The sequence below is a fragment of the Mesorhizobium sp. ZC-5 genome, assembly GCF_025753855.1.
Taxonomy (GTDB): Bacteria; Pseudomonadota; Alphaproteobacteria; order Rhizobiales; family Rhizobiaceae; genus Neomesorhizobium.
In genome coordinates this window covers 836,113-855,225 of sequence record NZ_JAOWPT010000002.1, presented here as the reverse complement: position 1 = coordinate 855,225, position 19,113 = coordinate 836,113, and the positions used below count along the sequence as shown (strand labels likewise).

Below are 19,113 nucleotides of genomic sequence, written 5' to 3'. Positions count from 1 at the left end.
AGCGATCACGACCGGATCAAAGGCGCGTGGGGGCCGGATGCCAGCTTCAGGAAGATGCGATCCTCCTTCAGGATGAATTTTTCGCGCTTCGAGAATTCATAGTTTTCCCGGCCGAGCGGGTGGTCCCTCAGACGTTCCCGGTAGGCCTCGTAGGCGGCGAGGCTGTCGACGGTGTAGACGCCGTAGGCAGTGGTCGCGGAGCCTTCATGCGGCGCGAAATAGCCGATCAGGTCGGCGCCGCAGGCCGGTATCGCCTGCCCCCAGGTGCGGGCATAGCGCTCGAACTCCGGCTTCTTGAACGGGTCGATCCGGTAGCGGATGAAGCAGGTGATGGCCAAGGTCGTCTCCTTTGTTCTTGAAAGACGGGACGGTTCGATCCCGATCGAAACATCCGAGGAGGCGGACGCGCTAGACAGATGCATGTCAGGAGCCTGGCGCCGTCTCCTTGAACTGCCGCCAGAATAGTAATTGTCTGCCGATAATGCTTCGATGAGGATCGAACTATGAAAGACGGACCCGACATTGCGAGAATAGCCAATCTGGTCGGCGACCCCGCCCGCGCCAACATGCTGACGGCGCTGATGGCCGGCGGCGCGCTGACGGCGAGCGAGCTGGCACTGGAGGCGGGCGTGACCGTGCAGACGGCGAGTTCGCATCTCGCCAAGCTGATGGAGGGCGGCCTGCTCAGCCTCGCGGCACAAGGCCGCCACCGCTATTACGGGCTGGCCAGCCCGCAGATCGCCGGCATGCTGGAAGCGATCATGGGTGTCGCCGCTTCGGTCGGCCCGAAACGCGCCCGGCCCGGTCCGCGCGAAGCGACCATGCGCGAAGCACGGATCTGCTACGACCATCTCGCCGGCGACCATGCGGTGGCGATGCTCGACGGCTTCCTGGCCCGGGACATCCTGGTGAAGTCCGGCGACAGCATCCGGATCGGCAAGGCAGGGCCGCGCTATTTCGAGGCGGTGGGCATCGACGCGGAAGGACTGACGACGAACCGCCGGCCGGTATGCCGCGCCTGCCTCGACTGGAGTGTGCGGCGTTCGCATCTCGCCGGCACGCTTGGCGCTGCCATCTACGACAAGATCCTTGCCGAGAAATGGGCGCGGCGCGATGCCGAAAGCCGCGCGGTGATCTTTTCGCCGAAAGGCAAGCAAGCTTTCGCCAAGGCTTTCCTGCCAGCGGCCTGACGGGCGGGCGGCACGAAAAACCCACGCCGGAGCGCGGGTTTTTGGTCGATCAATGCGAAAATTATTCGGCGGCCTGCAGGTTGATCTTGCTCTCCGCAAGCACCGTCAGCTTCTTGTCGGTCGCCTTTTCCTCGTCGAGGTTCTGCTTGAGAACCGCCGCGCAGTCGTCGCGGCCGAGTTGTTTCGCCCACTCGATCAGCGTGCCGTAGCGGGTGATCTCGTAGTGCTCGACCGCCTGTGCGGCAGCGATCAGCGCGGAATCAAGCACCTGCTTGTCATCGACCTCGCCGACAACCTCTTTGGCCTCCTCGAGAATGCCGTCGATCGCCGGGCAGTTGACAGCCTTGGCCTTGACGCCGTGCATCTCGAATACCTCCTCGACACGATCGATGTGGCCCTCGGTCTGCTTCAGATGCAATTCGAAACCCTTCCGCAATTCCGGGTTCGTCGCCTTGTCGATCATGTCGGGCAGCGCCTTCTTGATCTCCATCTCGGCGTAATAGATATCGCGCAGCGTGTGCACGAAGAGATCGTCCAAAGATTTGATGTCCTTCGAAAAGAAGCCCATGATTCTCGTCCTTCCTGATGATGCGCGGCGACGTCATTGCCGCCGTGGCCGGCGTGTAGCTCCACCTTGCCCAACCAACGTGTCCGCGCGGCCACGGTTCCAGAAAAACCCGCGGCGCGGAAATTCGCATTCGGCGTGATCCAGTCCGCTGCCCGAGCCACTGCCGGCTGACGGGAATGTGGCCGAAAAGCCACAATCGGAAAAGAGATGAGCGGGGGCATCGAAAGACCGCGAATCAGCCCGATTTCGGACATGGTTTCAAGGACTTTTGGGGAAAGATTAACATCGCGTTCACGGAGTATTCACTCCTCGTCGCTATGGTACGCCCACATTCGGAAGGGACATCCGAAGGGACAGGGACTGGGAAAATGACATTCTGGAATCAGATCACATTCTATGCATCGGCGTTGCGCGAGTTCGTCGCGCCGACCTACCGCCCGGAGCGGCACTACATGCGCGGGCCTGGCCCGGCTTACGCGCGCCGCCACAGGGGGTCGTTCGAAACACCGGCCACGTTTCACTGACGTGACGACAGACGCGTTCGCGCCGACGCGGACGCGTATCCGCCGCAAACGGCGTTAGCTGAACAACCGCCCGCATTCGCGCATCCTGCTGTGACAAGATGCGGCTCGTTTGCCGGCCCTGGAGCCGCTAATCTGCGGCACATGAGCGGCCAGGATCATAAAGCCACCACTCGCGACGCCGACAGCCGGATCCCGAGGGATCTCGACGGCAGCCACCCGCTCATCGTTTTCGACGGCGTCTGCGTGCTTTGCTCCGGCTTCGCGCGCCTGGTGGTGCGGCTCGACCGCGAAAAACACTTCCGTTTCGCCACCGCCCAATCGCCGCTCGGCCAGGCACTGTACCGCCGTCACGGGCTGCGGACGGACTTCTACGAAACCAATCTGGTCATCATCGACGGCGTTGCCTTCACGCGGATGGACAGCCTGCTTGCCGTGTGCGACGCGCTCGGCTGGCCATGGCGGGCGGCGCGGCTGATCAGATTGCTGCCGCGCCGGGCGCGCGACCGGCTCTACGCGTGGATCGCCAACAACCGCTACGCCTGGTTCGGCCAGAAGGACCGCTGCGAAATTCCGGCCCGCGAACTGCGCGAGCGCATCATTGGCTGAGCGCGTCCTGATCCTTGGCGGCTATGGCGTGTTCGGCGGCAGGCTGGCGCGCCGGCTGGTACGCGAGACGGCAGCCGAGGTGCTGGTGGCCGGACGCTCACAGCAACGCGCCGAGGCGCATTGCCGGAAATTCGGCGGCACACCTTTGCGGCTGGACCGCGATGCCGGCTTGGTTGAAGCGCTCACGGGCCTGAAGCCGGCGATCGTCGTCGATGCGGCTGGGCCATTTCAGAATTATGGCGACGACCCCTACCGCGTTGCCAAGGCGGCGATCGCGGCCGGCGCGCACTACATCGACCTTGCCGACGACGCGTCTTTCGTCGCGGGCATCGGCGAACTCGACGCCGTGGCGCGGACCGCCGGCCTGTCGGTACTCTCCGGAGCGAGCAGCATACCGGCGATTTCCGCCGCAGCACTCGACGAACTGGTCCGGCCGCTCGTCTCAGTGAGCAGCGTGGACTCGACGATCCTGCCCGGCAACCGGGCGCCGCGCGGCCTTTCTGTGGTTCGCGGCATCGTCGCGCAGGTCGGCCGGCCACTCAACATCTGGCGCGGCGGACGATGGATGAGTGAACCAGCCTGGGGCGACATCAAACGATTGACGCTGTCGGTCCATGGCGCGGCTCCGGTGAGCGCGCGGCTGGCGAGCCCGATCGGCGCTCCGGACCTCCTGATCTTTCCCGAGCGCTACAAGGCACGCTCGGTGCAGTTCCATGCCGGACTGGAGCTTAAAATCATGCATATAGGGCTGTGGCTGCTGTCGTGGCCGGTGCGGTTCGGCCTGGCACGCTCCGTCGGCGGACTGGCGCCCTTGCTGAAATGGATCGCCGACCGGCTGGAACCCTTCGGCTCCGATCGCGGCGGCATGGTGGTGATCGCCGCGGGCCGCGACCAGGAAGGGCGCGCCGTCGAGCGGTCATGGACAGTCATCGCGGAAGCCGGCGACGGCCCGGAAATCCCGCCGACTCCGGCCTTCCTGCTGGCGAGGCGTCTGCTGGGCGGCAATTCCGGCATCGCGCCGGGTGCGGCACCAGCCGTCGGCGTGCTGAGCCTGGCGGAGATCGAGGCCGGATTTTCGCCGTTCGCCATCCACTGCGGACAGGAGGAGACCGCCGCGCCGCCACTGATGGAACGGGTGCTGGTTCAGGATTTCGGCCGCCTGCCCGAAGCCTGGCGGCGATTGGCCGAAATCCACGACATCGATCATTTCGCAGGCACGGCATCGGTCGAACGCGGTCAGGGCTTTTTATCGCAGCTGGTGGGGGCGCTGTTCGGGTTTCCGCCGGCTGCCAATGCCGTGGCCGTCGAGGTGACCAAGGAAAGAACCGTCGCAGGCGAGCGCTGGACGCGGTGCTTCGGCCGCCGCCGCTTCGTTTCGCATCTGTCGCGCCGCGACGGCGACGCGGCAGGCGTGCTGCGCGAACGGTTCGGGCCGTTCAGCTTCATGCTGCGGATCAACGCCCACGAGGGCAAGGTATTCTGGCCGGTCGAAAGCTGGACGGCGCTTGGCGTTCCGATGCCACGTTGGCTGATGCCGAAAAGCGAAACCGTCGAGTTCGTCGACGCGAAAGGACGGTTCAATTTCGATGTGGCGATATCGATGCCGGGGATCGGCCGCGTGGTGCGTTATCGCGGCTGGCTGGAGCCCGGCAACGGTCAGCCGTCGCAGGCGCGCAGCACGACCGGATCGGAGGATTCCTCGCCGACGGTGACGCAGGATCCGCCGCCGCAGACCGACCAGCCGGCTCCGGTGGCGCCGGACGCGGCAAGCGTCAGCGACGGGCGCGGCGGGATTTTGGGCACATAGGTCCACCAACCGTCCCTGAGCACTGCATCCTCGGGTGGCTCCATGCCGGCTCCCGAACCCTTGACGCGTGCCTCGACTATTTGAAGACCGGCCGGCGTGATGCGCCAATCCTCCTCCCAGCGGGTCTTCTCGACCGAATGCGTCCACGACAGCGTGAACGCGGCTGCCGCAAGCACGGTCGTCTTGCCGGCGGCAAGAATGCAGAGCGGCATCAGGCCGCCCCCTCCACCACGCTTCGCGTGGTCCCCCTCCCCCGTGAACGGGGGAGGATCCAGGTCGCAGCAACGGCACCGCAGCCGATCCTCCCCTGCGATGCGGGGGAGGGGGACCGCCGAAGGCGCTGGAGGGGGCGGCCTGCGTAGGACGAGCGCTTCATCCTTGCGCCAACGGAGCAGTCGCCCGCGACTTCCACCAGTGGAAGCCGATCCACAGAACCGCGAGCGCGAAGCCGGCCTCATCTGTCAGCGGCAGGGCCATGACCAGGAGCACGCCCGCGGCGAAAGCAATGATGCGCTCCCACAACGCCATGCGGGCGAACAGGAAGCCGACGACCGCCGCCCCCCACAGGACGATGCCGAGGCAGGCCTTCAGCACGATATAGACCACCTCAACCGGATAACCGTAGGCAGCCGCCATCGGGCCGGCATCCTGCAGCATCAGGGCCGGCGTGTAGACGGCCATGAACGGCACGACGAAGCCCGCGATGGCGAGCTTGGACGCCTGAATGCCGATCTTCAGCCCGCTTTCCTTGGCCATGGGCGCGGCGGCGAAAGCGGCCAGCGCCACCGGCGGCGTCAGGTCGGCCATGATGCCGAAGTAGAATACGAACATGTGGCTGACGATCAGCGGCACGCCGAGGTCGAGCAACGCCGGGCCGGCGAGCGACGAGGTGATGATGTAGTTGGGGATCGTAGGGATGCCCATGCCCAGCACCAGGCAGGTGAGCATGGTGAGCACCAGCGACAGGAACAGATTGTTCTCGCCGATCGAGATGATGAAGCCGATGAAGGTGGAAGCGATGCCGGTGAGCGTCAACGTGCCGATGACGATGCCGACGATCGCGCAGGCAATGCCGACCGGCAGCGCATTCTTAGCGCCTTCGGCCAGGGAGTCGATGCAGATCCGGATGGTTTCGCGACCGCCCTTGAACATGGCGCATGCGATAACCAGCGCGATGATGACAAGGCCAAGGATGTCGACACCGTATTCCACGAACGATGCCGCGGCGAGGCCGAGCGCGATCCAGAACACGATGCGGAACGCCAGCGGGCCGATGAGCGCGGCGAGCGGCGTACCGAGGATCAGAACGATGGTCAGCGCCAGGCCCATGGTGCCGGCGAAGATCGGCGTATAGCCGGCAAACAGCAGATAGACGAGCGCCGCCAGGGGCAGCACCAGCGGCCAGTGCAGGCGCACAGCCTCCCACGGGTTGGGCAGCGTTGCTTTGTCCATGCCGCGCAGGTTGGCCTTGCCGGCCTCGAGATGGACCTGCCAGAAGCAGGCGCCGAAATAGAGCAAGGCGGGAATGATCGCCGCCTTGACGATGTCGGCATAGGGCACGTTGAGCGTCTCGGCCATAATGAAGGCGACAGCGCCCATCACCGGCGGCATGATCTGGCCGCCCATCGACGACGTCGCCTCGACGCCGCCGGCGAAGGCCGAACGGAAGCCGAACTTCTTCATCAGCGGGATGGTGAACTGGCCGCTCGCCACGACATTGGCAACGCCGGACCCGGAAATGGTGCCCATCAGCGCCGACGACAGCACGCAGACCTGCGCCGGACCGCCGCGCCAGGACCCTACAAGGCCCAGCGCGAAATCGTTGAACAACGCGATCATGCCGGCCTTTTCGAGAAAGGCGGCGAACACCACGAAGATGAAGATATAGGCAGCGGACACGTAGATCGGCGTGCCGTAGATGCCTTCGGTGCCGTAGGCGAACGTCTCGATGATCTGGACGAAATCGTAGCCGCGATGGATGAAGGGCGGCGGCAGATGGTTGCCGAAAAAACAGTAGGCAAGGAAGATGCCGGCGATGATTGTCAGCGGCAGGCCCATCAAACGGCGCGCACCCTCGAAGACAAGCAGGATAACGATGGTGCCGACGACGATGTCGGGCGTCGTCAGAAACCCGGTGCGGCGCAGGAGCGCCTCGTAGAAGACCCAGTTGTAGACGCCGGTGAGAAAGCCCAGCACGCCAAGGGCCCAGAACCAGGTTTTCGCTGCCGCCGAGGACGTCTTTAGATTGGCGATCAGTGCGAATCCGAGCAGCAGCAGGAATCCGACATGCATGGCCCGCACCACCTGGCTCGGCAGGTTGCCGTAGGCGGCGGTGTAGAGCTGGAAGGCGGAGAACGCGACGGCGATCGAGAACGCCGCACGACCCGCAAAACCATCGCCCCAGCCCGGCGGCAGACCTTCAGTCGGAATTTCGTCTGACGGCGCGGGGGAAGAAGCGGATTGCAAGTCGGTGGCGGTCATTCGAAAAGCAAGCCTTTCTCGATTCAATTCCCCCTCTGGCCGTTGGGCAAGAGGGGGCGCATGACGGGTTCAACCTGTGAAAGAGGTGGAAATCCGCCTATTTCAGAATGCCGGCTTCCTTGTAGTACCGCTCGGCGCCCGGATGCAGCGGGATCGGCATGCCGTCGAGTGCCTTGGCCGGGTCGATCGCCTTGGCCGCCGCGTGGGCGGCCGCAAGTGCCGGCAGGTTTTCGAACAGCAACTTGGTCATCTGGTAGGCTGCTTCTTCGGAAACGCCGTCGTGGGTGATCAGGAAATTGCCGACCGCGGCGGTCTGGACGTCCTCGGCCTGGCCGTCATAGGTGTTTGCGGGGATGACGACCGAAACATAGGGCGAGCCGATCTTCTCGACGTCGGCCGCGGGCACCGCGACAACGTTGATCTTGAGCGATGTCGCCAGGTCGCGGATCGAGGCGACGCCAAGGCCGGCCGACTGCAGGGTCGCGTCAAGCTGGCGGTTCTTGATGAGCTCGACAGACTCCGCGAAAGGCAGGTACTCGATCTTGCCGAGATCCTCGTACTTCATGCCGGCGGCGGCGAAGATGGCGCGCGCGTTGAGCTCGGTCCCGGAGGCCGGCGCGCCGACCGACAGGCTCTTGCCCTTCAGGTCCGCGAGGGTCTTGATGCCGGACTCCTGGCTGGCAACGATCTGGATGTAGTTGGGGTAAATTGCGGCAATGCCGCGCAGCTTGTCCAGCTTGCCGGGGAAACCGGCCTCGGTGTTGCCCTTCCACGCCTCCTGCACCGAATCGCCGAGAGCGAAGGCGATTTCGCCCTTGCCCTGCTGCAGGAGATTGAGGTTTTCGACCGAAGCCTTGGTCGCCTGCACCTGGGTGCGCGCGCCTTCGATACCCTTGCCGTAGATTTCCGACAGCGCGACGCCGAGCGGGTAGTAGACGCCCGAGGTGCCGCCGGTCAGCACATTGATGAACTCCTGCGCCACGGCCGGGGCACTGCCCAGGCTCAGCGACAGCGCCATCGCGCCCGCGGCAAGAATTTTCGACTTGAAATTGAACATTCCGTATTTCCTCCCTGAGAACTCTTTGCCGCGCCGACCCCACCTGCGGCGAGCCGCGCGAGTTTAGTCGGCAGGCGTCAAATGCCAACCCGCAATCGTTTCGACTAGACAAAGGATTTATGCAAGGGCTTGCGGAAGGCTCCGGCCGGGTAAAAGATTTTTCGACGGCCTGTCGAATTGCGGCATGCTCGCGCGACATTCGTCCGGCACGCAGCAAGCGGCCGACCAAGCGATGGAGACGACCATGCAGTACATGCTCTTGATCTACGGCACCGAGACCACCACGACGCCGGTGCCGAAGGAGGCAATCACCCAGATGTCGGCGGGCTATGCCGCGTATACGCAGGCGATGAAGAAGGCCGGCGTCTGGCTCGGCGGCGAAAGGCTGAAACCGACGCAACTGGCGACTTCGGTGCGCGTGTCCGACGGCAAGACCAACGTGCTCGACGGTCCCTATGCCGACACCAAGGAGCAACTCGGTGGCTATTACCTGATCGAAGCGCCCGATATGGACGCCGCGATCGCCTGGGCCGCACGCTGTCCGGCCGCCAGCACCGGCACGATGGAAGTGCGGCCGATCTGGCCGACGGAAATGTAGGCAGGAATGCAGCCCTCGGACGATCTGGCGCGGGCGGCGGCCGAGGCCACCGCCCGCCAGAGCTACGGCAAGCTGATCGCCTTTCTCGCGGCGCGCACGCGTGACGTCGCCGGCGCCGAGGATGCCTTGTCCGAAGCCTTCGCGGCGGCGCTCGCCACATGGCCAAAAACCGGCGTTCCGCGACATCCGGAAGCCTGGCTGCTGACCGCGGCGCGCCGGCGCGGCATCGATGCGGGTCGCCGTCTGCGCACGAGCGCGGAAGCCGCACCGCAGCTCAGGCTGATGGCGGAAGAGGCTGCAGCGGCAATGGACAGCGAAACACTACCCGACGAACGGCTCAGCCTGATGTTTGCCTGCGCGCATCCCGCCATCGACGCCGGCGTGCGGGCACCGCTGATGCTGCAGACCATCCTCGGCTTCGATGCGGCGACGATTGCCTCGGCCTTCCTGGTGGCGCCGGCCACCATGGGACAGCGGCTGGTGCGCGCCAAGGCCCGCATCCGCGATACCGGCATTCCTTTCCGCATTCCCGAACGCGCCGACCTCGGCGAACGGCTCGGTGCCGTGCTGGAAGCGATCTACGCCGCCTTCGCGGAAGGCTGGACCGATCCGGCCGGAACGGAGACCCGGCGGCGCAACCTTGCGACAGAGGGCATCTGGCTCGGGAGGCTGGTGGCATCGCTGATGCCGGACGAGCCGGAAGCGCTCGGCCTTCTGGCGCTGATGCTGTTTGCCGAGGCGAGGCGAGGCGCCCGGCGCAACGCGACGGGCGACTATGTACCGCTGGCGGACCAGGACACAAAGCTCTGGGATGCGGCGTTGATTGGCGAGGCGGAAGCGTTGCTGGGCAGGGCGAGTTCGCTGGAAGGTGTTGGCCGCTACCAGCTCGAAGCGGCCGTTCAGTCGGCGCATGTCGCGCGGCGGCTCTGCGGCCAAACCGACTGGGCCGCCATCGCCATGCTTTACGAGGCGCTATCGGCGATTTCAGGTTCGCCCGTGGTGGCCATCAATCGGGCCGTGGCGATCGCCGAGGCCGAGGGCGCCGAGAAGGGTTTGCGGGAACTCGATGCCATCGCCGGCGATCCGCGGCTGGCCGACTACCAGCCCTACTGGGCAGCCCGTGCGGATCTGTCGGCCCGGCTGGGCGATACGGCGGCTGCCGATGCGGCCTATGAGCGGTCGATCGGCCTGGAACGCGATCCCGCCGTGCGGCGGTTCCTGAAGCAGCGCCGTGCCGCCCTCGGCCTGTTGTCCTGAGGCCGGCCTCATGGTCCAACAGGAAGTCGCCTGCGGCTCTCGACGGAAACGCCACCCGGCGGGAAGCTGGCGGACCCATTCCGGAAGGGAGACACCGTGAGCAGCCTCGACCAGGACGCGCTCGTCCGTGAAATGACCGCTTGGCGGCATGACCTGCACGCACATCCGGAATTCGGCTTCGAGGAAAGCCGCACGAGTGCCTTCGTGGCGCAGAAGCTGCGCGAGTTCGGGCTGGACGAGATCGCCGAAGGCGTCGGCGGGACGGGCGTGGTCGGCACGCTGCGGCGCGGATCGGGCAACCGCGCCATTGCACTGCGCGCCGACATGGACGCGCTGCGCATCACTGAGCAGGGCACGCCGGCCTATCGTTCGTTGAACTCCGGCGTGATGCATGCCTGCGGCCATGACGGGCACACGGCGATGCTGCTGGGCGCCGCCAAGCTGCTTGCCGCCGAAGGCGGTTTCGACGGCACCGTGCGGTTCATCTTCCAGCCGGCGGAGGAGTGGGGCAAGGGAGCGCTGGCGATGCTCGAGGACGGGCTGATGCGGCGCTTTCCCTTCGACGAGATCTACGGCCTGCACAACATGCCGGGGGTGCCGGTCGGGCAGTTCGAGACCCGACCCGGGCCGATCATGTCGGCCGAGGACAATTTCGAGGTCGCCTTTCGCGGTGTCGGCGGCCACGCGTCGCGCCCGCATGAGGGCCGCGAGGTGCTGATCGCTGCGGCAGCGTTCGTCGTCAACCTGCAGACGATCGTGTCGCGGCGGCTTTCGCCCGCCGACATAGCGGTGGTCTCTGTGACCGAGCTGTTGACCGACGGCACCCGCAACGCATTGCCGGGGTTCGCTCGCGTGCTTGGCGATGCGCGCAGTTTCAGGCCGGAGGTCAGCGCCGCAATCGAGCGCGAAATGCGTGTCATCGCCGAGGGCACCGCGCGCACCTATAATTGCGATGTCGAGATGACCTACACGCGCGAATTCGTGCCGCTGGTCAACGACGCCGAGGCGACGCGGGCAGCGCTCGCGGCGGCGGCGACGGTGTTCGAGCCGGAGGCGATCAAGGCGGAACGCGAGCCGATGACGGCGTCGGAGGATTTCGCGCGGTTCCTCGACCATGTGCCCGGCTGCTTCGCCTTCATCGGCAATGGCGAGAATTCGCCACCGCTGCACAATCCCGAGTTCGACTTCAACGACGCCGCGCTGGTGCATGGCACCCGCTTCCACGTGGCGATCGCGCGCCAGCGCCTGCCACAGGCCTGAGCCGGAAAGCGGTTACCCGCCGAGCCCTTCGAACAGCGCGGTCGACAGATAGCGCTCTGCAAAGGACGGGATGATGACAACGAGGTTCTTGCCGGCATTTTCCGGCCGCGCACCGACGACGGCCGCGGCCTGCAAGGCTGCACCTGACGAGATGCCGACCGGGACCCCTTCCAGTCGGGCGACGAGACGGGCATTGGCGAAGGAATCGTCGTTGGAGACGGTGACGATCTCATTGTAGATCGAGGTGTCGAGGATCTTCGGGGCGAAGCCGGCGCCGATGCCCTGGATTTTGTGCGGTCCCGGCTGGCCGCCCGACAGGATGGGCGAGGCCTCCGGTTCCACCGCGATGATCTGGATATCCGGATTACGGCTTTTCAGCACCTGGCCGGCGCCGGTGATGGTGCCGCCGGTGCCGATGCCCGAGACGAAGATGTCGACCTTGCCCTGCGTATCGTTCCAGATCTCCTCGGCGGTGGTGCGGCGATGGATTTCCGGATTGGCCGGGTTCTCGAACTGCTGCGGGATGATCGCGTCGGGCAGTGTCGAGACCAGTTCCTCGGCCTTGGCGATGGCGCCCTTCATGCCCTTGGCGCCCTCGGTCAGCACCAGTTCGGCGCCGAGCAGCAGCAACATCTTGCGGCGCTCGACCGACATGGTCTCCGGCATCGTGAGGATCAGCTTGTAGCCCTTGGCCGCAGCGGCGAAGGCCAGCGCGATGCCGGTGTTGCCCGAGGTCGGCTCGACCAGCGTCGTCTTGCCCGGCTTGATGCGGCCCGAGGCTTCCAGCGCTTCGATCATGGCGACGCCGATGCGGTCCTTCACCGAGGCGATGGGATTGAAGAATTCGAGCTTGGCCATAAGGTTGGCGACGATGCCCTTTTCGCGCGCAAACTTGTCGAGCCGCACCAACGGCGTATCGCCGATGGTCTCCGTGATCGAATTGTAGATGCGGCCGCGACCCGGCTTGGATGTGCTCATCGCTTCACTCCCTGATGCTGCCTGCCAGTTAGCATACAGCGCCGCCGGAAGAAAACAGGCTGCGGGCGGTCACGCAAGCGCAAGGACGGCATCGGCGAAAGCTTCTGGCGCCTCTTGAGGGATGTTGTGGCCGACGCCGGCGACGGTGCGCTTTTCGTATTTTGTGAAGTGCACTGCATCGGTGTCCGGTTCCAACGGCGGGTCGACGCCATCGTCCGCGCCTTGCAGCACGATGCTGGGAACGACAATGTCGGGCTGTGCCTCGAGCTGCTTTTCGATCGCGTCGAGCATTGGATCGCCCGGTATGCCGCCAAAGCGATGGCGGTATGAATGGATGACCACGTCGACGAAATCGGGATTGTCGAACGACGCGGCGGTGCGCGCAAAGGTTTCCTCATCGAACGCCCATGTCGGCGACCAGAGCTTCCAGAGGAGACGGCAGAGGTCGCCGCGGTTCTGTGCCAGCCCGGCGCGGCCACGCTCGGAGTGGAAATAATATTGATACCAGAAACGGTGTTCATCCTCCGGCGCGGCAGGATTCCCCGCTTGCGGAATGTTCTGGATGTTGTAGCCACTGCCGGAACTCACCAGCCCATGCGCCCGCTGCGGCCAGAGTGCCGCGACGATGCAAGCCGCCCGGCCGCCCCAATCGTAACCGGCAAGCACGGCGCTGGAGATGGCCAAGGCGTCCATGAGCGCGAGCAAGTCGGCAGCCAGCGCCGCCTGCTGGCCGGAACGTGGCGTCGCCGGGTCGAGAAACCGCGTCGGTCCATATCCACGCAGGAACGGGACGATGCAACGCCGGCCGGCAGCAGCAAGAATTTCCGAAGCCGCAGTGTAAGCATGGACGTCGTAGGGAAAACCGTGAAGCAGGATGACCGGTGGCCCGTCTTCGGGACCTGTCTCCAGATAGGCGATGTCGAGAACGCCGGCGACGATGCGCTTCATGTCTACTCCCATTGCGCGAGGCCGACACCGAGGTAGTACCTTGCAACGGCTTCAGCCAGTCTTCAATACGAAGCCTATTGCCACCTACTGCCGCGCGGCGATGGCGGCGGCCGCACCGGCCATGAAAGCCGCCGCGGTGCGGTTCAGTGCCTTCAGGCGCGCGGCGTCTGCAGGAACCAGCGCGCCTTGGCCGCCAGCGCCAGATACGGCACCAGGACGACGAGCAGCACGACGATGGTGCAGAGCGCGAGGATGCCGTAGTCGGCCATGGTAATGGTGCGCAGGTCGACCAGCGTCGGGGTCAGCGCCAGATAGAAGATCATGGTCTTCGGGTTGCCGAGCGTAACGGTAAGGCCGGCGAGGAAGCTGGAGATCGCGCCGCCCTTGCCTTTCTTCGCCTCGACCGTCTCGGCGGTGATGCCGGAGTTCCAGAAGCTCCAGGCCAGCCAGGCGAGATAGGCGACGCCCAGCCATTTGATGACCAGGAACACCATGCCGAAGGTCTGCGCGACGAAGGCAAGGCCGAGCACGACAGCCGTGAGATAGGTCAGGTCGCCGACCACCAGCCCAAGCGCCATGAACAGCGACGAGCGGAAGCCGGAGCCGAGTGCGCGGGCGACAAGCGCGGTGACGCCAGGTCCTGGAATCGCCGCGGCCAGCGCCAGCGCGCCGCTGTAGGTGATGAAACCGGCAAGGGTCATGGGTGAAAACTCCGAACGGACGGCCTTGTATCCCAGTTGGGCCGCGGTGAGGAGTTCGATTTTGCGATGCGAACCATCAACGATTTTGATCGATGGCGCTGCCAGAAGGATCTATCGCACCAGAAACCCGCCGCCGAGCGGATCGTCGCTTTCGACCCGGAACTCAGCTTTGCCGGAGTAGAAGGCGCGGCCGCCGACGCGGGCGACAATGGCGGGGTTGCCGTCCGCGAGCTTGGCCTGGCGCGCCACCTGGCCGGTGAATTGCGAGCCGACGATACTCTCGAAAAGCCGCGTCTCGCCTTCCGCGACCAGACCCTTGGCGTGCATGGCCGCAAGCCGCGCGGTGACGCCTGAACCGGTCGGCGAGCGGTCGACCTCGGCGTCTGCGAAGACGCAGACGTTTTTCGTCGGCAGGCCGTCCGAACCATCGCCGCCATCGTCGAGAATGGTGCCATAGAGAAAGGCCAGGTCGGCGGAATCCGGGTGCGACAGCGGTAGTTCCGCCTTGAGCTTTTCGGTCAGCGCGGTGGCGGCGTCGACGAAATCACGCGCCCTGTCGCGGCCGAATTCGAGGCCGAACTGGCGGCAGTCGGCAAGCGCGTAGAAGGCGCCGCCATAGGCGACGTCGAAGGCGACGGCGCCATATCCGGCAAGATCGGTTTCCGCGTTGCGCGCAAACAGGAACGCCGGCATGCTTTCGAACGAAACGGCACCTGCCTTGCCTTTCGTCACTTCAACTGAGGCGACGACCATGCCGCACGGGCATTCGATGTTGACCGTTGTCAGCGGTTCCTTTGCCACCACGATGCCCTGATCGACGGCGTAGCGGCCAAGCGCGATCACGGCGTGGCCGCACATGGTCGAATAACCCTCATTGTGCATGAACAGAACGGCAAGGTCGGCGCCCGGCAGGTCAGGTTCGACGAGAAGCGCACCGTACATATCGTAGTGGCCGCGCGGCTCGAACATCAGGATTCTGCGCAGATGGTCGAGGTTGTCGCGCACCCAGGCGCGTTTTTCGAGGATGGTGCCCGGGGGAACAGCCGGATAGCCGGCGGTGACGATCCTGACCGGTTCGCCGCCGGTATGCATGTCGATGACGGAAAGTGCTTGCATCGCGGCCTTCTCCAATGGAGCCGGAATGCACAGGCAGCGCGCAAAATTGTCAAGCAGAAGCGGCGCGTCTGCACCGCTTCCGCTTGGCGTGTCAGGCTTTCGTGAACATGCCCTGGAGCTTTGCGAACGGCATGCCGTCGCGAGCGAAGTCGAACGTGCCCTTCTCCAGCATCTCCTGCGATGCCTTCTGCAGCATGCCGAAAGCGTAGGTGGTCAGCTTGGAGCCGAGCGAAATGCGCTTGGCGCCGGCTTCGGCAAGGTTTGCCAGCGTAAAACCCGGCACCACCAGCACGTTGACCGGCTTCGATACGGCCGAACAGATCGTGCGCACCGTCTCGACGTCGGTGAGGCCCGGCGCGTAGAGCACGTCGGCGCCGGCCTTTTCGAAGGCCTGCAACCGCTTGATCGTGTCGTCGAGATCAGGGCGGTTCCAGAGGAAGTTCTCGGCCCGGGCGGTGAAGACGAAGTCGCGCTTCAGGGCGCGCGCGGCTTCGACCGCCGCCGCGACGCGCTCGACCGCATGCGAGAACTCGTAGATCGGCTTGTCGGGATCGCCGGTGTGGTCTTCGATCGAGCAACCGGCAAGGCCGGCCGCTTCCGCGGCGAAGATCGTCTCGCCGGCGCTGGCCGGGCTGTCGCCCTTGCCCTTTTCCAGATCGGCCGAGACCGGCACGCCGACTGCGCCCGCCAGTTCACGGCAATGCTGGATCATCGCCTCGAAACCGACGCCGCCATCCGGCAGTCCGCGCGAAAAGGCATAACCGGCGCTGGTGGTGGCGAGCGCCTTGAAGCCCGAGGATTCCAGCAGCCTGGCGGTGCCGATGTCCCACGGATTGGGAATGATGAAGGTGGAGGCGTGAAGGTCGCGGAAAATCTTGCCCTTGTCCATCGGACGGCCCTCGTTAATGGGAGTGAAGATGGAATGAGCCTAACGGCGCGTATGGGGCGCTGCAAACCTCGTGGGTTGGTCCAGACCGATCACTCCTGACAATTGCCGCACATCATCGAACAGGACGCCGCCGGCAGCGGCGCCATCAGGCGGTGCCGGTGGAACCGAACCCGCCAGCGCCGCGCGCGGTGGCGCCGGCGAGGCTGCGCTCATCGGTCGCCATGCGGCTGACCGCGGCAAAGACGATCTGGGCTATGCGCATGCCGCGGATGACGGCAAAATCCTCGTCGCCGAGATTGATCAGCAGCACCTTCACCTCGCCGCGATAGTCGCTGTCGATGGTACCCGGCGTGTTGAGACAGGTGATGCCGTGTTTGAACGCGAGACCGGAGCGCGGACGGACCTGGCCTTCGAAACCCTCCGGGATTTCAAGCACGAGGCCGGTCGGCACCAGTGCACGCTTGCCCGGCAGGATCAGGATCGGGCGGTCATCGGCGACCGCCGCCCGCAGATCCATGCCCGCCGCACCCGCCGTCTCATAGGCCGGCAAAGGCAGGTCCTCGCCGTGCGGCAGGCGGACGAAACCGACGGCCGGTTCGGAAACGGGCGAAGTGTAGGACGGAGCGAGTCGCATGGCGACGATCCTATCTAGGCTGCGGCCGGCGCGGTCAATTGGCAGCCGGTTCTTTCAACGGGATTCTTTCAGCATGGTTCCCGCGCGCCATGTACGGCGGCGCAAACGTCACTGCACCTCACAGGCCTCGGGCAGCTTTCCAGCCGGCCAGTCCGCAAACTTCACCGGCGTGAATTTGCCTTCGATCGGGGTTTCCTCCTCGTCCAGCCCTTGCGACGCGACCGCTTTGCCGGTCAGGAAGTCGATGTCGCAGCCGCCAATGGCCGTCTCAACGTCCAACGTTCCGTCTGCCTTGCGGACTTCGTTGGCCCACTCCCAGTCCTTTGCATAGCCGCCGACCAGAAAATCGCCGCCACGATGGACGATCGTCAGGCTCTCGCCCCATGATTTGCGGGCACCCCAGCCATAAACGGAGGTGAGGACAAGCGACCCATCGTCGTTCTTTTCGAGCGGCTGGACCCAGTTGGTTTCATCACGATCGATAATCGCCTTCTTCATGAAGGTCGGCGCGCGCGACAGATCGAGCTTGTCGTCGCCGGTGCCCAGATAGATGTGGAGGTCGACGTTCTCCTCCTCGCTCAGCCCGTAGCGCTCCTGGGTCAAGGGGTTGAAATCGGTGCGGCCGGGGCCGACGAGCACCAGCACGGCCCGATCGCTCTTGCCGTCCTTGTCGATGTCGAGCGTGATCTCGTATAGCGCCTCGGACTTGTCCCCGGCGAACGCCGGCGCCGGGATTATGGCGGCAACCATCCACGGCAACACCACATGGCGAAACACAGTTTTCATGAGCAATCGCCTGTCCAGAGTTCATCAAGGATAGCACCGGGCGGCTAAAGAGCAACCGGCGGTGGCAGGCTCAGCGCAGTTCCACCGGCACCACCGTCGTTTCCTTGATCTCCTCCATGACGAACGAGGCGGAAACGTCCGACAGCGGCACCTTGGCGATCAGGCGCTGGTAGAGCCTGTCATAGGCCTTCACGTCGGCAACACGGGCCCGCAGCACGTAGTCGAGGTCGCCGGACATGCGGTAGACGCCAGTGATCTCCGGAAAGGCGATGACGGCGCCGCGGAACTTCGCCAGCCATTCGGGATCGTGGCTGGAGGTGCGCACGATGATGAACACCGACAGGCCAAGGCCGAGCTTTTCCGCATCGACCAGCGCCACGCGGCCGGTGATGACGCCGTTTTCCTCCAGGATCTTCACCCGCCGCCAGCAGGCATTGCGCGACAGGCCGACCCGTTCGGACAGGTGATCGACCGAGAGCGTGCCGTCGCGCTGCAGCTCCGCGAGGATTCTTCGGTCAATCGTATCGATTTCGCCACTCATTTGGGATAAATGTCCCAATTTGTTGCCATTGGCAAGGACAGATTGGGACCAATGAACCGGTCTTTCGGTGCATCATACCCATACTGGACGGCAGGTCCGGGCGAATCATCCGAGGAGGGACACCCATGGCCACCACCCGCATCGCGAAACTGTTCACCGAGCATCCGGCCTCGGTCGACGAGACCTATTTCGGCCACATGGCTTTTGCCGCCTGGTTCTCCTCGCGCCTGTTCATGGCGGCGGGTGCCGCCCTCATTCACGCTTTATTGCCGTTTCTGTTCGAAACTACCGCCAGCAGGATCGTCCGCGAACTCTACGAACGGACGCATAACAGAGGTAGATAGAAGCCAATGTGCCGGTGGGCGGCTTATCTGGGGCAGGACGTATTCCTCGAAGACGTCGTCACCGCGCCATGCCATTCGCTGATCGCCCAGAGCCACCACGCGCTTGAAGCGAAGTCGCCGACCAATGGCGACGGTTTCGGCATCGCCTGGTACGGCGACCGGCCCGAGCCCGGCCTCTACCGCGACATCCTGCCGGCATGGTCGGATCCCAATTTGAAGAGCCTGTGCCGGCAGATCAGGTCCAGCCTGTTCCTCGCGCATGTGCGCGCATCGACCGGCGGCGCCACCAGCCGCGCCAACTGCCATCCCTTCGTATCCGGCCGCTGGGCGTTCATGCACAACGGCCAGATCGGCGGTTTCGAAAAGATCCGCCGCACGCTGGAAAACTCGATCGGCGACACGTTGTATGACGAACGCCAAGGCACCACCGATTCCGAGCTTTTCTTCCTGCTCATGCTGGAAGAGGGCCTTGCCGCCGATCCATACGGGGCGGCTTCCCGCGCCACAGCCCGGGTGATCGCCGCATCGGAGCGTGCCGGCATCGAACCATCGTTGCGCCTGACCGCCGCCCTCACCGACGGCGAAACGCTGTACGGCATCCGTTATGCCACCGACGCCTTCGCGCCGACGCTCTATACGGCGGAGTTCTGTGGCTCGGCGGGCCGCTGCCTGGTTTCCGAACCGCTCGACCGGGAGGGCGCGGCATGGCAAGCGGTGCCGCCCGGCAGCTTCGTCGCGATGACACGCGACGCCGTCACGATCCGGCTGTTTGCGCCGGAAGCTGCAAAGCTTGCCCTGGCAGGCTGACATCGGGCCGCTTTCGGACGC

Annotated in this window: 20 protein-coding genes and 2 pseudogenes; 9 read left to right on the top strand and 13 right to left on the bottom strand. The window is 65.0% G+C overall.

What is annotated here, in order from left to right; genetic code table 11:
• Positions 1 to 5: 5 nt before the first annotated feature.
• On the bottom strand, positions 6 to 338 hold the full coding sequence (locus OHD58_RS07505; RefSeq protein WP_263802469.1) for an NIPSNAP family protein: 333 nt from the start codon (positions 336 to 338) through the stop codon (positions 6 to 8).
• Positions 339 to 503: 165 nt separating this feature from the next.
• On the opposite strand from OHD58_RS07505, the gene OHD58_RS07500 reads away from it, so the two are divergent.
• Positions 504 to 1,190 (top strand): ArsR/SmtB family transcription factor, encoded by a 687-nt coding sequence (locus OHD58_RS07500; RefSeq protein ID WP_263802468.1) that lies wholly within the window; start codon positions 504 to 506, stop codon positions 1,188 to 1,190.
• A 61-nt stretch (positions 1,191 to 1,251) separates the two neighbouring features.
• On the opposite strand, the gene OHD58_RS07495 is transcribed toward OHD58_RS07500, so the two are convergent.
• Complete coding sequence (locus tag OHD58_RS07495; RefSeq protein WP_263802467.1) at positions 1,252 to 1,758, bottom strand: ferritin-like domain-containing protein; 507 nt, start codon at positions 1,756 to 1,758, stop codon at positions 1,252 to 1,254.
• 368 nt (positions 1,759 to 2,126) lie between these two features.
• On the opposite strand from OHD58_RS07495, the gene OHD58_RS07490 reads away from it, so the two are divergent.
• The 3 genes and pseudogenes from OHD58_RS07490 to OHD58_RS07480 all read left to right on the top strand — a co-directional run.
• Positions 2,127 to 2,282 carry a hypothetical protein gene (locus OHD58_RS07490; protein ID WP_263802465.1) on the top strand — a complete coding sequence of 52 codons (156 nt, stop codon included), beginning with the start codon at positions 2,127 to 2,129 and terminating at the stop codon, positions 2,280 to 2,282.
• Positions 2,283 to 2,423: 141 nt separating this feature from the next.
• Positions 2,424 to 2,888: a thiol-disulfide oxidoreductase DCC family protein gene (locus OHD58_RS07485; RefSeq protein ID WP_263802464.1), complete on the top strand. Its 465-nt coding sequence runs from the start codon at positions 2,424 to 2,426 to the stop codon at positions 2,886 to 2,888.
• Positions 2,881 to 4,518: pseudogene (locus tag OHD58_RS07480) on the top strand (DUF4166 domain-containing protein); the annotation flags it as partial. The gene OHD58_RS07485 and the pseudogene OHD58_RS07480, both read left to right, overlap by 8 nt.
• Before the next feature lie 26 nt (positions 4,519 to 4,544).
• Here OHD58_RS07480 and OHD58_RS07475 read toward each other — a convergent pair.
• From OHD58_RS07475 to OHD58_RS07465, 3 genes are all read right to left on the bottom strand, one after another.
• Positions 4,545 to 4,907, bottom strand: a complete 363-nt coding sequence (locus OHD58_RS07475; protein ID WP_263802463.1) for a DUF1850 domain-containing protein — start codon at positions 4,905 to 4,907, stop codon at positions 4,545 to 4,547.
• Positions 4,908 to 5,067: 160 nt separating this feature from the next.
• Positions 5,068 to 7,176: a TRAP transporter permease gene (locus OHD58_RS07470; protein WP_263802462.1), complete on the bottom strand. Its 2,109-nt coding sequence runs from the start codon at positions 7,174 to 7,176 to the stop codon at positions 5,068 to 5,070.
• A gap of 97 nt (positions 7,177 to 7,273) precedes the next feature.
• A complete protein-coding gene (locus tag OHD58_RS07465) occupies positions 7,274 to 8,233 on the bottom strand; it encodes a TAXI family TRAP transporter solute-binding subunit (RefSeq protein WP_263802461.1) in 960 nt (319 codons plus the stop codon).
• Positions 8,234 to 8,477: 244 nt separating this feature from the next.
• On the opposite strand from OHD58_RS07465, the gene OHD58_RS07460 reads away from it, so the two are divergent.
• The 3 genes from OHD58_RS07460 to OHD58_RS07450 all read left to right on the top strand — a co-directional run bounded on the left by OHD58_RS07460 (position 8,478) and on the right by OHD58_RS07450 (position 11,348).
• Complete coding sequence (locus OHD58_RS07460) at positions 8,478 to 8,831, top strand: YciI family protein (protein ID WP_263802460.1); 354 nt, start codon at positions 8,478 to 8,480, stop codon at positions 8,829 to 8,831.
• Between the two features lie 6 nt (positions 8,832 to 8,837).
• Positions 8,838 to 10,088 (top strand): RNA polymerase sigma factor, encoded by a 1,251-nt coding sequence (locus OHD58_RS07455; RefSeq protein ID WP_263802458.1) that lies wholly within the window; start codon positions 8,838 to 8,840, stop codon positions 10,086 to 10,088.
• A 132-nt stretch (positions 10,089 to 10,220) separates the two neighbouring features.
• Entirely contained in the window at positions 10,221 to 11,348 is a 1,128-nt protein-coding gene (locus tag OHD58_RS07450) for an amidohydrolase (RefSeq protein ID WP_412177183.1), read from the top strand.
• A 12-nt stretch (positions 11,349 to 11,360) separates the two neighbouring features.
• Here OHD58_RS07450 and cysK read toward each other — a convergent pair whose 3' ends face one another.
• The 8 genes and pseudogenes from cysK to OHD58_RS07410 form a co-directional block, all read right to left on the bottom strand.
• Positions 11,361 to 12,326: a cysteine synthase A gene (gene cysK / locus OHD58_RS07445; protein ID WP_263802456.1), complete on the bottom strand. Its 966-nt coding sequence runs from the start codon at positions 12,324 to 12,326 to the stop codon at positions 11,361 to 11,363.
• 69 nt (positions 12,327 to 12,395) lie between these two features.
• Complete coding sequence (locus OHD58_RS07440) at positions 12,396 to 13,274, bottom strand: alpha/beta fold hydrolase (RefSeq protein ID WP_263802455.1); 879 nt, start codon at positions 13,272 to 13,274, stop codon at positions 12,396 to 12,398.
• Positions 13,275 to 13,358: 84 nt separating this feature from the next.
• A pseudogene (locus OHD58_RS07435) lies at positions 13,359 to 13,975 on the bottom strand (LysE family translocator).
• Between the two features lie 111 nt (positions 13,976 to 14,086).
• Positions 14,087 to 15,091, bottom strand: coding sequence for a proline racemase family protein (locus OHD58_RS07430; RefSeq protein WP_263802453.1), 1,005 nt, complete (start codon positions 15,089 to 15,091; stop codon positions 14,087 to 14,089).
• Positions 15,092 to 15,182: 91 nt separating this feature from the next.
• Positions 15,183 to 15,980: an isocitrate lyase/PEP mutase family protein gene (locus OHD58_RS07425; protein ID WP_263802452.1), complete on the bottom strand. Its 798-nt coding sequence runs from the start codon at positions 15,978 to 15,980 to the stop codon at positions 15,183 to 15,185.
• 145 nt (positions 15,981 to 16,125) lie between these two features.
• Positions 16,126 to 16,614: a dUTP diphosphatase gene (gene dut / locus OHD58_RS07420; RefSeq protein WP_263802450.1), complete on the bottom strand. Its 489-nt coding sequence runs from the start codon at positions 16,612 to 16,614 to the stop codon at positions 16,126 to 16,128.
• Positions 16,615 to 16,722: 108 nt separating this feature from the next.
• Positions 16,723 to 17,400 (bottom strand): hypothetical protein, encoded by a 678-nt coding sequence (locus tag OHD58_RS07415; protein WP_263802449.1) that lies wholly within the window; start codon positions 17,398 to 17,400, stop codon positions 16,723 to 16,725.
• 70 nt (positions 17,401 to 17,470) lie between these two features.
• Entirely contained in the window at positions 17,471 to 17,941 is a 471-nt protein-coding gene (locus OHD58_RS07410) for an Lrp/AsnC family transcriptional regulator (RefSeq protein ID WP_263802448.1), read from the bottom strand.
• A gap of 125 nt (positions 17,942 to 18,066) precedes the next feature.
• Here OHD58_RS07410 and OHD58_RS07405 point away from each other — a divergent pair, with 125 nt between their 5' ends.
• Positions 18,067 to 18,285 carry a DUF6356 family protein gene (locus OHD58_RS07405; protein ID WP_263802447.1) on the top strand — a complete coding sequence of 73 codons (219 nt, stop codon included), beginning with the start codon at positions 18,067 to 18,069 and terminating at the stop codon, positions 18,283 to 18,285.
• Between the two features lie 6 nt (positions 18,286 to 18,291).
• Positions 18,292 to 19,092, top strand: a complete 801-nt coding sequence (locus tag OHD58_RS07400) for a class II glutamine amidotransferase (RefSeq protein WP_263802446.1) — start codon at positions 18,292 to 18,294, stop codon at positions 19,090 to 19,092.
• The last annotated feature ends 21 nt before the right edge of the window (positions 19,093 to 19,113 follow it).

Bases quoted from the DNA above. Each gene is read 5' to 3' on its own strand.
- OHD58_RS07460 (WP_263802460.1), top strand. From the start codon at position 8,478: ATGCAGTACATGCTCTTGATCTACGGCACCGAGACCACCACGACGCCG.
- OHD58_RS07495 (WP_263802467.1), bottom strand. From the start codon at position 1,758: ATGGGCTTCTTTTCGAAGGACATCAAATCTTTGGACGATCTCTTCGTG.
- OHD58_RS07425 (WP_263802452.1), bottom strand. From the start codon at position 15,980: ATGGACAAGGGCAAGATTTTCCGCGACCTTCACGCCTCCACCTTCATC.
- dut (WP_263802450.1), bottom strand. From the start codon at position 16,614: ATGCGACTCGCTCCGTCCTACACTTCGCCCGTTTCCGAACCGGCCGTC.
- OHD58_RS07440 (WP_263802455.1), bottom strand. From the start codon at position 13,274: ATGAAGCGCATCGTCGCCGGCGTTCTCGACATCGCCTATCTGGAGACA.
- OHD58_RS07455 (WP_263802458.1), top strand. From the start codon at position 8,838: ATGCAGCCCTCGGACGATCTGGCGCGGGCGGCGGCCGAGGCCACCGCC.
- OHD58_RS07490 (WP_263802465.1), top strand. From the start codon at position 2,127: ATGACATTCTGGAATCAGATCACATTCTATGCATCGGCGTTGCGCGAG.
- OHD58_RS07400 (WP_263802446.1), top strand. From the start codon at position 18,292: ATGTGCCGGTGGGCGGCTTATCTGGGGCAGGACGTATTCCTCGAAGAC.
- OHD58_RS07475 (WP_263802463.1), bottom strand. From the start codon at position 4,907: ATGCCGCTCTGCATTCTTGCCGCCGGCAAGACGACCGTGCTTGCGGCA.
- OHD58_RS07500 (WP_263802468.1), top strand. From the start codon at position 504: ATGAAAGACGGACCCGACATTGCGAGAATAGCCAATCTGGTCGGCGAC.
- OHD58_RS07470 (WP_263802462.1), bottom strand. From the start codon at position 7,176: ATGACCGCCACCGACTTGCAATCCGCTTCTTCCCCCGCGCCGTCAGAC.
- OHD58_RS07465 (WP_263802461.1), bottom strand. From the start codon at position 8,233: ATGTTCAATTTCAAGTCGAAAATTCTTGCCGCGGGCGCGATGGCGCTG.
- OHD58_RS07405 (WP_263802447.1), top strand. From the start codon at position 18,067: ATGGCCACCACCCGCATCGCGAAACTGTTCACCGAGCATCCGGCCTCG.
- OHD58_RS07450 (WP_412177183.1), top strand. From the start codon at position 10,221: ATGACCGCTTGGCGGCATGACCTGCACGCACATCCGGAATTCGGCTTC.
- OHD58_RS07430 (WP_263802453.1), bottom strand. From the start codon at position 15,091: ATGCAAGCACTTTCCGTCATCGACATGCATACCGGCGGCGAACCGGTC.
- OHD58_RS07410 (WP_263802448.1), bottom strand. From the start codon at position 17,941: ATGAGTGGCGAAATCGATACGATTGACCGAAGAATCCTCGCGGAGCTG.
- OHD58_RS07485 (WP_263802464.1), top strand. From the start codon at position 2,424: ATGAGCGGCCAGGATCATAAAGCCACCACTCGCGACGCCGACAGCCGG.
- cysK (WP_263802456.1), bottom strand. From the start codon at position 12,326: ATGAGCACATCCAAGCCGGGTCGCGGCCGCATCTACAATTCGATCACG.
- OHD58_RS07415 (WP_263802449.1), bottom strand. From the start codon at position 17,400: ATGAAAACTGTGTTTCGCCATGTGGTGTTGCCGTGGATGGTTGCCGCC.